Origin of the sequence: Streptomyces sp. SID5910 (assembly GCF_009862125.1) — a bacterium.
Lineage (GTDB): Bacteria > Actinomycetota > Actinomycetes > Streptomycetales > Streptomycetaceae > Streptomyces.
In genome coordinates, this window is record NZ_WWHX01000491.1 from 1 (window position 1) to 9,768 (window position 9,768).

13 protein-coding genes are annotated in these 9,768 nt (G+C 72.5%); 4 read left to right on the forward strand and 9 right to left on the reverse strand.

What is annotated here, in order from left to right:
* Positions 1-1,170: MFS transporter (locus GTW67_RS17390; protein ID WP_161165736.1), on the reverse strand; the 1,170-nt coding region annotated here is incomplete at its 3' end.
* Positions 1,171-1,497: 327 nt separating this feature from the next.
* On the opposite strand from GTW67_RS17390, the gene GTW67_RS17395 reads away from it, so the two are divergent.
* A complete protein-coding gene (locus GTW67_RS17395) occupies positions 1,498-2,502 on the forward strand; it encodes an NAD-dependent epimerase/dehydratase family protein (RefSeq protein ID WP_161165737.1) in 1,005 nt (334 codons plus the stop codon).
* Between the two features lie 67 nt (positions 2,503-2,569).
* On the opposite strand, the gene GTW67_RS17400 is transcribed toward GTW67_RS17395, so the two are convergent.
* The 5 genes from GTW67_RS17400 to GTW67_RS17420 all read right to left on the reverse strand — a co-directional run bounded on the left by GTW67_RS17400 (position 2,570) and on the right by GTW67_RS17420 (position 5,825).
* Entirely contained in the window at positions 2,570-3,133 is a 564-nt protein-coding gene (locus GTW67_RS17400) for a hemerythrin domain-containing protein (protein WP_161165738.1), read from the reverse strand.
* A gap of 89 nt (positions 3,134-3,222) precedes the next feature.
* Positions 3,223-3,756: a DoxX family protein gene (locus GTW67_RS17405; protein ID WP_161165739.1), complete on the reverse strand. Its 534-nt coding sequence runs from the start codon at positions 3,754-3,756 to the stop codon at positions 3,223-3,225.
* 352 nt (positions 3,757-4,108) lie between these two features.
* Positions 4,109-4,834, reverse strand: a complete 726-nt coding sequence (locus tag GTW67_RS17410; RefSeq protein WP_161165740.1) for a metallophosphoesterase family protein — start codon at positions 4,832-4,834, stop codon at positions 4,109-4,111.
* Positions 4,834-5,130: a BON domain-containing protein gene (locus GTW67_RS17415; protein ID WP_161165741.1), complete on the reverse strand. Its 297-nt coding sequence runs from the start codon at positions 5,128-5,130 to the stop codon at positions 4,834-4,836. Before GTW67_RS17415 ends, GTW67_RS17410 begins: the two co-directional genes overlap by 1 nt.
* Complete coding sequence (locus GTW67_RS17420; protein ID WP_161165742.1) at positions 5,127-5,825, reverse strand: nucleotidyltransferase family protein; 699 nt, start codon at positions 5,823-5,825, stop codon at positions 5,127-5,129. Before GTW67_RS17420 ends, GTW67_RS17415 begins: the two co-directional genes overlap by 4 nt.
* A 145-nt stretch (positions 5,826-5,970) precedes the next feature.
* On the opposite strand from GTW67_RS17420, the gene GTW67_RS17425 reads away from it, so the two are divergent.
* The 3 genes from GTW67_RS17425 (at position 5,971) to GTW67_RS17435 (ending at position 7,593) form a co-directional block, all read left to right on the forward strand.
* Entirely contained in the window at positions 5,971-6,279 is a 309-nt protein-coding gene (locus GTW67_RS17425; protein WP_161165743.1) for a hypothetical protein, read from the forward strand.
* A gap of 157 nt (positions 6,280-6,436) precedes the next feature.
* Positions 6,437-6,838 carry an SRPBCC family protein gene (locus GTW67_RS17430; protein ID WP_161165744.1) on the forward strand — a complete coding sequence of 134 codons (402 nt, stop codon included), beginning with the start codon at positions 6,437-6,439 and terminating at the stop codon, positions 6,836-6,838.
* Between the two features lie 137 nt (positions 6,839-6,975).
* Positions 6,976-7,593, forward strand: coding sequence for a hypothetical protein (locus GTW67_RS17435; protein WP_161165745.1), 618 nt, complete (start codon positions 6,976-6,978; stop codon positions 7,591-7,593).
* Positions 7,594-7,649: 56 nt separating this feature from the next.
* Here GTW67_RS17435 and GTW67_RS17440 read toward each other — a convergent pair whose 3' ends face one another.
* From GTW67_RS17440 to GTW67_RS17450, 3 genes are all read right to left on the reverse strand, one after another.
* Positions 7,650-8,039: a peptidase M23 gene (locus GTW67_RS17440; protein ID WP_237518910.1), complete on the reverse strand. Its 390-nt coding sequence runs from the start codon at positions 8,037-8,039 to the stop codon at positions 7,650-7,652.
* A 64-nt stretch (positions 8,040-8,103) separates the two neighbouring features.
* Positions 8,104-8,478 (reverse strand): SH3 domain-containing protein, encoded by a 375-nt coding sequence (locus GTW67_RS17445; RefSeq protein WP_161165746.1) that lies wholly within the window; start codon positions 8,476-8,478, stop codon positions 8,104-8,106.
* A 135-nt stretch (positions 8,479-8,613) separates the two neighbouring features.
* Positions 8,614-9,768: cytochrome c oxidase subunit I (locus tag GTW67_RS17450; protein ID WP_161165747.1), on the reverse strand; the 1,155-nt coding region annotated here is incomplete at its 5' end.

Below are 9,768 nucleotides of genomic sequence, written 5' to 3' on the forward strand. Positions count from 1 at the left end.
CATCAGCAGCCCCAGCACCGGCGGCCCCCCGAGGCTCCACACCGTGCCCACGCTGCCCCACACCCCCAGCACCCGCCCCCGCAGATGCGCCGGCGGGTCGGTCTGGAGGACCGCCGTGCCGGCCGTGTCGGAGACGGACTCCACCACCGCCATCGGCAGCACCATCACCAGCAGCACGGCCAGCGACGGCGACATCCCCGCCACCACCTGAAGCAGCCCGCCCGCCGCCGCCAACGCGCCCACGACCCGCACCGAAGGACGGCGCAGCCTCGCGCCCAGGACCGCGCCGACGATGCCGCCGACCGCCAGCACGGTGGAGACCGTGCCGAACGACCCGGCACCGCCCGCGAGCGGCCCCGTGACGAGCACCGCCAGCGTGAGCTGGTAGTTGCGCCCGAAGACCGCGCTCACACCCGTCACGCCGGCCAGCGCCAGCAGCCGGGGACGGCGTACGAAGAACGCCAGGCCCTCCCGCACGCTCATGCCGTCGTCCGCGGCACGCCGGCCGCGCAGCGCTTTCCCGGCCGTCCGGACCGCCCCGCGGGCGGGGCGCAGGAAGGGGATGACCGACGCCACGAACAGGAACGACAGCCCGTTCGCGGCGTACGCGGCGGCCGTGCCGAGGAAGCCGACCGTCACACCGGCGAGCGCGGCGCCCGTGAGGCGGCCCGCCTGGTGCACCAGCGCGCCCACCCCGATCGCGGACGGGACGTCCTCCGGCGGGACCAGGTCGTTGCCCAGCAGGGAGCACGCCGGGCCGTCGACGGTGGCGATGACGCCGGTGACGGCGGCCAGCACCATCAGGGAGGTGAGGTCAAGGCGGTCGAGCGCCACCAGCAGGGCCGTCACGAACGCCACCGTGCCGAGCAGCGCCTGACTGACCGCGGCGGTCAGCTTCCGCGGCCAGCGGTCCACGGCCGCGCCGCCGAACACGCTGATCAGCAGCGCCGGCGCGGCCTGCACCGACATGGACAGGCCCGTCGCGGCCGCGGAGCCGGTGATGTGCAGGACCAGCAGGTTCTGCACCGTGAGCTGCATCCACGTACCGGCGTTCGACACGAAGTTCGCCACGGACCACCAGCGCATGCTGCGGTGCCGCAGGGAACGCCACGGTGAGCGGGACGCGGACTCGGAGGGAGCCGGCGGGGCTGAGGGAGGAGAGGAAGACACAGTGCGCCACTCGAAGACGAGTCGTGAGACCCGGAAAGGACAGGAACACGGGAGCGAGGACGCCGGCTGCGTTGCGCGGCCACTCCGAGAGCCGGAAGACGGCGCGGACCATCGTGGCAGAAGGGGTGGCCGAGTCGATGCCGGATGAGGTGAGGCGGTGGGTCGGCCCACTTCAAGTCCTCGCCAGTCAAGAACAGTTGCTTCTGTGAGTGTGGTTGATCACAGGGGCGCGGTTGGCGTCAAGGTATGAATGCGACTCGGTGGGGCACTCGGGGCGCGCTCGTCACGCGTTCCGCCGGCGCAGTGCCGGGGAAAGGCGGTCTCCTCATGATGCCGATGGCGGCGTTCACCCCGTACGACCGGGCCCGCGCACCGTGGGACCGGGCCCTGGTGACCGGCGGCGCCGGATTCCTGGGCTCCCACCTCTGCACCCGCCTGCTCGATTCGGGTGTCGAAGTCGACTGCCTGGACGATCTCTCCACGGGGCGGCCCGAGAAAGTGGCCCATCTGGCCGGCCGGCCCGGCTTCCGCTTCCTGGAGCGGGACATCTCCGAGCCCGGCTGTGCGGAAGCCCTCACCGGCCCGTACGACCTGGTTCTCCATCTGGCCGGGCCCGCGTCCTCCGCCGCCTGGCCGGAGCGGCCGGACGAGCTGCTCGACGCCGGCAGCCTCGGCACCCGTACCGCACTGGGTGTCGCCGTACGGGACAGGGCCCGGTTCCTGCTCGCCTCCTCGCCGCCGTGCCTCCCGGAGCCGGGCCACGGCGCCGACCCGGTCGGTCCGCACAGCGCCTGGGCCGAGGCCGTCCGGTTCGCCGAGGCCCTGGTCACCGCGCACGCGGGCGCCCACGGCTCGAACGCCGGGATCGTGCGGCTCTTCACCGGCTACGGTCCCGGCATGCGCACCGACGACGGCGGCATGCCGGCCGCCTTCATCGAGCAGGCCCTGGCCGGGCAGCCGGTCCTCGTGGCCGGGGACGGCGGCCTCACGCACCCCCTGTGCTACGTCGACGACATGGTCGACGGCGTCCTGCTGGTCGCGGCCGGCCGCTCGGTACGGCCCGTGGACCTCGGCGGAGACGAGCAACCGACGGACCTGGAGATCGCGCGGCACGTGATCGGCCTGACCGGCTCCGACTCGCCGCTCGCCTTCGTCGACACACCGGGCGACCGGCCCGTGCCGCCCCGCCCCGTCACCGGCTTCGCCCGCGAGATCTTCGGCTGGCTGCCGGGTGTGACCTGGCAGGAAGGTCTGGAGCGCACCGTCGCCGCCTTCCGGGACCGGCCCGAGCCGGTGCCGACGGTCGCGAGGGAGCGGGCGGGGGAGTGGTGAGTGACACGAGAGCAAGGGAAGGGGCCCGTCGGTGACGGGCCCCTTCCCTATGTTTCGCTGACGGTCGTCAGTCGGACTTGCCCCGGCCCGACAGTGCGTCCCGCACGCGGTCGACCATGCCCGCGCCCGGTGCCATGAGCTTGTTCATCGGCGGCTTGTCCGGGGCGGAGGGGTGCGGACGCGTCGGCGCCGTCTTCTTCGCCTGGCGGACCTTGTCGCCCAACTGGTCCAGGGCGCCCGGCGGGCACGCCTCGCGGAGCCTCGGGAAGAGGTTGCCCTCCTCGTCGGCGACATGGGACCGGATCTCGCTCATCAGCTTGCCGATCAGACGGTCGAACTCGGCGTCGTCCGCCTGGCAGCCCTCCAGGTCCTTCATGATCTGCTCGGCCTCGGCGTGGTCCTCGAGCTCCTTGTCGGCGAGGGCGCCGCCGTTCGGTACGTGCTCGCGGACCGCCGGGTAGAGGTACGCCTCCTCCGCCACCGAGTGGCGGACCAGCTCGATCGTCACCTGGTCGGCGTACAGCTTGCGGTCCTTGTGACCGGGCGGCAGCGCCTCGATCTTGCCGAACAGCTCCTCGACCTCGCGGTGATCGGTCGTCAGCTCGTCGATGACGTTTCCACCGTGGCCCATGTTCCACACCTCCAGTCGGATCGTGACGGCCGGGGGACCGGCCCGCCACGGGCGTCGGGTCCCCGCGCAGGCGCCGGGCTAACGCCCCTTCAGCAGCCGAGCCGGGACCGGATGCCGCCGGCGGCCGCCGCGGGGCGAGCCGCGGCCCGCACCGAGCGCTGCACCGTGTGGGCCTCGTGCCGCAGTCCCTTGACGGCGTGCCGGCCGCGCCACATCAGCGAGGGCGCGCCCCCGGTGTCGTCCGCGGCGATCAGCAGGCCGCCCATCATGGACAGGTTCTTCAGGAAGTGGATGCGCTGCTGGGCCCGGTCGCCCGGGTCCTCCGCCTCCCAGTAGCGGTGCCCGGCCAGCGTGGTGGGGATCAGGGACGCGGCGAGGGCCAGTGCGGACAGCCGGGGGAACCGGCCGAGTCCGAGCATGATGCCGCCCGCCACCTGTACGGCGCCGTTGAGCCGTACGAGTTGCTCGGTGTTGTCCGGCAGGGCGCCCACGCGGTCGGTCACGGGCCGGACGACGGGTTCGGCCGCCGGCGCCACGTCCTGGGGGCGGCGCAGGGAGTGCAGGCCGCCTGCGACGAACATCGAGGCGAGCATCGGCCGGCCGGCCATGCGCAGAAGACTCATGACGCTCTCTCCAGGGTTGCCAAGGGTGTGGTGTCTATCGGGATCATCAGGTGCCCCGGGCGGGGCGCGCCATTCGGCGCCCGGTGCGGAGCAGGGGTCGGACGACGCCGGGCCGTGGGGGCTTGTCGCAGGTCACAGGCTGGTCAGGAGCTGCGGCGACAAGTTCTTGATCATGGTGTTGGTCCAGCGCATTTGGCGCAGCGTCCGCGGGTGGCAGGCGGAGGCCAGGTCCAGGAGGACCGTCCGGCCCGTGGTGAGCTGGAACGGGTACTCCTCGTCGGGCTCCTCGTGCGGCGGCAGATGGGCGGCGGCCTTCAGGACGGCCTTGCTGTCGGGGTTGAGGGAGCGGGGTTCAGGGCGCGCCGAGTTGGTAGACGTTGAAGGCCCGGCGGATCACCGGCTGGGCCACGTTGCGCACCCGTACACCGCCCGCCGTCATGCCGTGCTCCGAGCCCAGGTGTGCGTGGCCGTGGACCGCGAGGTCCGCGCCGGCCGTGTCGATCGCCTCGGCCAGCAGATAGCTGCCGAGGAACGGATGGATCTCCGGCGGCTCACCGGCCAGCGTGTCGGCCACGGGGGAGAAGTGCGTCAGGGCGACGCGCACCGCGCAGTCCTGGTCGTCCAGCTCCTTGAGCGCGGCGTGCAGGCTGTCCGCGGAGCGGCGGGTGGTGCGTACGAACTCCTTCATGACCGGTTCCCCGAACTCCCCGGCGCTGCGGCCCACGAAGCCGCCGCCGAAGCCCTTGGTCCCGGCGATGCCGATACGGTTCCCGGCGCACTCCACGACCGTCGCCTCGCCCTCCAGGACCGTCACACCGGCGTCCTGGAGGAGGGCGGTGACCTTCTCGGGCTGCTCGTCGTGGTGGTCGTGGTTGCCGAGGACGGCCACCACCGGCACCGGCAGGCCGCGCACCTCCTGGGCCACCACGCGGGCCTCCTCCGGTGTGCCGTGCCGGGTGAGGTCGCCGGCGAGCAGCAGCAGGTCGGCGCAGTCGGGCAGGGTCTCGAAGGCGGGGCGCAGCAGCCCCTGGCTGTCGAGGCCCATGTGGATGTCTCCCACGGCGGCGACGCGGATCATCACAGCTCCTCGGCGTGGTCGGGGCTGGTGGTGTCGGCCACCACGATGTCGCTGTGCACGGTGAGCCCCGCCAGCTCCTCGCCGACGATCCGCAGCAGGGTCTCGCGGCACTGCGCGGAGGGCACCGTGCCGGTGACCGCGACGGCCCCGGCCCGGACCTCGGCGCGCACCCCGAGCTCGCCGAGCTCCTCTGCGGCGAGCCGGTCGTGCAGGTGGGCGACGCGGTACTCGACGTTCTCCGTGGCCGGCACGGGTCCGCTCGCGGCGGGCCCCTGGTGTCCGACGGGGTCGCTCATCGGTGCTCCTCCTTCGCGGGGGAGGCCGGGGAGATGATCTCCAGCCGTTCGAGGATGAAGAAGAACGCGGCGGGCATCGGCGCGTCGCCGCAGTCGCGGCGCAGCTCGTCCCAGTCGATCTTCTCGCGCAGTGTGCGGGCGATGGGCAGCACCGCCCCGAAGTCGCAGTGGTGCTCGGAGAAGGCCGCGAGCAGGCCGCGCAGCAGGTCGGTCGGCGACAGGACCGGCATGAGCACCGAGTCGACGGAGAGTTCCTGGGCCCGCTCCAGCAGCTCCGCCGTGACCGGCTGGTGCGCCAGCTCGAAGATGAGGTCGACCTGCTGGCCCAGGCAGTTGGCCTTGAGCAGCCAGTCCTCGGGCGGCGTGTAGACCTCCAGGCCGGCTTCGCGCAGCGTGCGGGCGACGGAGTCCGCGTCGTCGGGCCGGATGCAGAAGTCGACGTCGTGCTGGAGGTTCTGGGTGCCGCCGTGCGCGTACACGGCGACACTGCCGGCGAGGGCGAACGGCTGCCCCTCCCGCTTCAGGATGGCGCCCACCTGCTTGGCGGCCTGGAGGATGGCCTGGTTGCGGTCGACGGGGAGTTCCTCACGTCGTACGTCGTCACGGTCCGGCGACCGGGCGTCCCCCGCCGCCGGACGAAGCTCCGCCACACCGGCGCGCCGATCGAGCATGTGATCGTCGGCGGGCTGCGTCATCGCTGTCCCCTCTCCAGGCTGTCGCCTTCCGCTCGACCGGTCCGGTCGTCGCCCCGTTGCGGGTACCCGGCGCGGCACCGCCGACACGAGGCGTGCACCGCCCGGCGCCGGGGAGTGCCCGGCGGATTCCGGGCACCCGGGCGTCATGGACGAACAGCACGAACGGCAGCAGGGCGACGCGGACCGCCGGAACGTCGAGCGGCTGGTGGCGGCGTGGCTGGAGGAGACCGCGCGGCACGACCCCGCCGCGGCCCGGGAGGCCCGCGCGGGCTGGGAACGGGGAGCCCTGCCGGAGCGGGCCGCGCAGGACCTGGCTACCTGGGTCACCGCGCGGATCACGGACACCGGCTTCACCGAGGACGAGGGCCCGTACGTCGAGGGGCCCGTGCGCATCAGCCCGTCGGACAAGGACACCGTGCACGGCTGGCTGCGGGCCCAGGGCCACGCCGTGTGACGGACCCGGCGCTCAGCCGGCCCGGGGCCGCCGCTCGACGATCAGAAGCGTGTACCCCGGCGTGTGCGCCGAGCGGATCGGTCGCGGGACGCTTCGGTCGTCGCAGACCGGGCACGCGGTCCGTCGGACGATCCCGAGCGCGAAGGAGTGGTGCCCCATGACCGAGTACGAGCGTTCCCGCACCATGCCCGCCCGGCCCGAGCAGGTCTTCGACCAGGCCGCGAACGTCGGCCGGCTGGACACCTGGCTGCCGCGGGAGCTGCACGTCGAGATGGAGGAACCGCCCGCGGTCACCGTCCACGAGGACGGCAGCGACCAGGACACCTCCGCGCTGCTGAGCGCCCGGCCCGAGCAGCTGCGGCTCGAATGGGGCACCCGCGACCAGGGCAGCTACGCCGGCTGGCTCCAGGTCGCCGGCCTCGACGCCGGGGCCAGCGAGGTCACCGTGCACCTGTCGTTCTTCGACGAGACCCACGACCCGGGCGGGCGGGCCGTGGCCGACGCCCTCGACACCAGCCTGCGACGCCTGGAGGAACAGGTACGGCTGCGCGCCGGCTGACCGCCCCGCGCCGCTGTTGCCCGGTGGTGACATCCGGGACGAATCCGTTGCGGAGGAAGAGGGCAACCCATCACGGTCATGTCGGGTCGTACAGGAGGAAACACCGACCGACACCGACGAACCGACCTGGGGGACCCATGCCCGTCCGCACCCGAGGAGTCCGAACCGCCGCGGCCGCACTGGCGGCCGGCGCGGCGGTGGCCGTCGCCGCCGTCCCGGCCACCGCTGCCGCACCCGGCCGGACCGGACCCGCCTTCCTGGAACCGTCCGAACTGCCGCCGCACCCCGCCTCCGACTGGTACGCCGGACCCGTCACCGCCGGGCAGCCCGACCCGCTGCCGATGTGCGTCGGCGAGGCCCTGCCGTCCGTCGCCTCCCACCGCCGGTACTGGACCGAGTACGACACGGGCGCCCTCCAGGTCACCGTGGTCGAGCGCAGCACGAAGCGGGCGAAGGAGTTCGCGGCCCTGCTCCGCGAGGACCTGCGCGACTGCGCGCGCAGGGTGAGGGAGCAGGACCCCGACATCACCGCCACGCAGAAGGACTACGGCCGGCTGGACGTCGCGGACGGCGCCCATGTCTACGGCGTCCACACGGTCTCCTCGTGGGGCTCCTCCGACATCGGCCTGTTCTCGGTCGGCCGGGACGGCACCACCGTGACCGTCGTGCAGTGGGGACAGATGGGCACCTTCGAGCACGCGCGGGTGGCCGACTTCAAGGCCACCACCGTCACGGCGGTGAACAAGCTGTCCTGACACGCGTGGGGCGGGCCGGTGGTCCGGCCCGCCCCACGGTGTGCTGCGGCGACGCGTCAGCAGTCCGGCACGCCGGCGATCTTCTCGCCGCCGCGCAGGTACAGGTTGTTCACCCAGGCGATGTCACTGCCCGCGAACTCCTGCACCGCGGTCCACCAGCTGTTGCCGCCGACGGCCGGGTCGTTCACGTACTGCCCCCGCTGCTGGCAGACGGCGTCCAGCCAGTAGTGCGAGCGGACCGCCAGCACGTTTGAGGCGGTGGTCGGCTGCTGGCGCAGGTTGACGTCGGTGGCCCAGATGTAGACGTCGGTGAGCGACGGGTCGCCGCCGCTCACCTTCGCCGGTGCGGCCTCGGCCGTGGCGACGACCGCCCCGGCGGTGAGCGCGGCCGCCGCCAGCACGGTCGCGGAGCGGCGCAGCAGTCGCTTCATGTGTGTGTCCCCCATGATGTGATCCCCCATGTGATCGATCGGTGTGCGGGCCCGTCGGGCCTGGTGGCGGGCGTGCCGGTCAGCAGGTCGCCGAGGCCGGCAGGTCCCCGTACGCGTCGCCCTTGAGGTAGACGGCGCTCACATACCCCTCGACGAGTTTCACCCAGACGTTGTTGGTGTAGCCGTTGTCGCTGATGGTCTCGCCGCGGGTCCAGCAGTACGCGCCGCGCGGCTGGCCGGCCGCGACGGAGCCGACCTTGTCGTAGGAACGGGCGGGCCCGGAACGGACGTTGACGGTCTCGTAGGGCTCGACCGCGTACGGCGCGGCCAGCACCCGGTCGCCGCCCCGGCCGGCGTCGGAGGCCGCGAGGGCGGTGGTGGCGGTGAGCGGGCCGAGCAGTGCCAGCGCCCCGGCCCCGACGAGCGCGACCCTGGTCAACGGGCGAACGGTCATGTGTGATTCCCCCTGTCCTGATGTGCCGCCACGAGCCGGACGGGCCGGCGGACGGCATCCGGTGGTGCACTCAGCACTGTAGGGAGAACCGGCGCGCGGGGGTCCCTGACAAATCTCAGGGCGCCGGCGCCGCCGTCACTCGCCGGGCTCCACCGCGTCGCGGCGCCCGGTCGTCTCCTTCTGGTCCGTCCGCGCGAGCGCGGGGTGGTGCAGGTCGAACGCGGGGGACTCCGAGCGCACGCGCGGCAGGGCGTGGAAGTTGTGGCGCGGCGGGGGACACGACGTCGCCCACTCCAGGGAGCGGCCGTACCCCCAGGGGTCGTCGGCGCCGACCGGCGTGCCGTACCTGGCGGTCTTCCACACGTTGTACAGGAACGGCAGCGTGGACAGGCCCAGCAGGAAGGACCCGATGGTGGAGACCGTGTTGAGGGCCGTGAAGCCGTCGGCGGCCAGGTAGTCGGCGTACCGCCGGGGCATGCCCTCCACGCCGAGCCAGTGCTGCACCAGGAACGTGGTGTGGAAGCCCACGAACAGCGTCCAGAAGTGCACCTTCTCCAGCCGGTGGTCGAGCATGCGGCCCGTCATCTTCGGCCACCAGAAGCTGAATCCGCCGAACATGGCGAACACGATGGTGCCGAACAGCACGTAGTGGAAGTGCGCGACGACGAAGTACGAGTCGGTGACGTGCCAGTCCAGCGGCGGCGAGCCGAGGATCACCCCGGTCAGACCGCCGAAGAGGAACGTGACCAGGAATCCGGCCGCCCACAGCATCGGCGGCTCGAACGACAGGGACCCCTGCCACATCGTGCCGATCCAGTTGAAGAACTTCACGCCGGTGGGCACGGCGATGAGATACGTCAGGAACGAGAAGAACGGCAGCAGCACCGCGCCCGTGGCGAACATGTGGTGAGCCCAGACCGTGGCCGACAGACCGGTGATGGCGATGGTGGCGCCGATCAGGCTCACGTAGCCGAAGAGCGGCCGGCGCGAGAAGACCGGGATGATCTCGGTGACCACCCCGAAGAACGGCAGCGCGAGGATGTACACCTCGGGATGGCCGAAGAACCAGAAGAGGTGCTGCCACAGGACCGGCCCGCCGTACTGGGCGTCGAACACATGCGCGCCGAAGTGCCGGTCCGCCTCCAGCACCAGCAGCGACGCCGCCAGCACCGGGAAGGCCATCAGCACCAGGACCGAGGTCAGCAGCACGTTCCAGACGAAGATCGGCATACGGAAGATCGTCATGCCGGGGGCGCGCATGCAGATGATCGTGGTGATGAAGTTGACCGA

Coding starts and splice junctions, on each gene's coding strand:
- GTW67_RS17395 (WP_161165737.1), top strand. CDS start 1,498: ATGATGCCGATGGCGGCGTTCACCCCGTACGACCGGGCCCGCGCACCG.
- GTW67_RS17400 (WP_161165738.1), bottom strand. CDS start 3,133: ATGGGCCACGGTGGAAACGTCATCGACGAGCTGACGACCGATCACCGC.
- GTW67_RS17405 (WP_161165739.1), bottom strand. CDS start 3,756: ATGAGTCTTCTGCGCATGGCCGGCCGGCCGATGCTCGCCTCGATGTTC.
- GTW67_RS17410 (WP_161165740.1), bottom strand. CDS start 4,834: ATGATCCGCGTCGCCGCCGTGGGAGACATCCACATGGGCCTCGACAGC.
- GTW67_RS17415 (WP_161165741.1), bottom strand. CDS start 5,130: ATGAGCGACCCCGTCGGACACCAGGGGCCCGCCGCGAGCGGACCCGTG.
- GTW67_RS17420 (WP_161165742.1), bottom strand. CDS start 5,825: ATGACGCAGCCCGCCGACGATCACATGCTCGATCGGCGCGCCGGTGTG.
- GTW67_RS17425 (WP_161165743.1), top strand. CDS start 5,971: ATGGACGAACAGCACGAACGGCAGCAGGGCGACGCGGACCGCCGGAAC.
- GTW67_RS17430 (WP_161165744.1), top strand. CDS start 6,437: ATGACCGAGTACGAGCGTTCCCGCACCATGCCCGCCCGGCCCGAGCAG.
- GTW67_RS17435 (WP_161165745.1), top strand. CDS start 6,976: ATGCCCGTCCGCACCCGAGGAGTCCGAACCGCCGCGGCCGCACTGGCG.
- GTW67_RS17440 (WP_237518910.1), bottom strand. CDS start 8,039: ATGGGGGACACACACATGAAGCGACTGCTGCGCCGCTCCGCGACCGTG.
- GTW67_RS17445 (WP_161165746.1), bottom strand. CDS start 8,478: ATGACCGTTCGCCCGTTGACCAGGGTCGCGCTCGTCGGGGCCGGGGCG.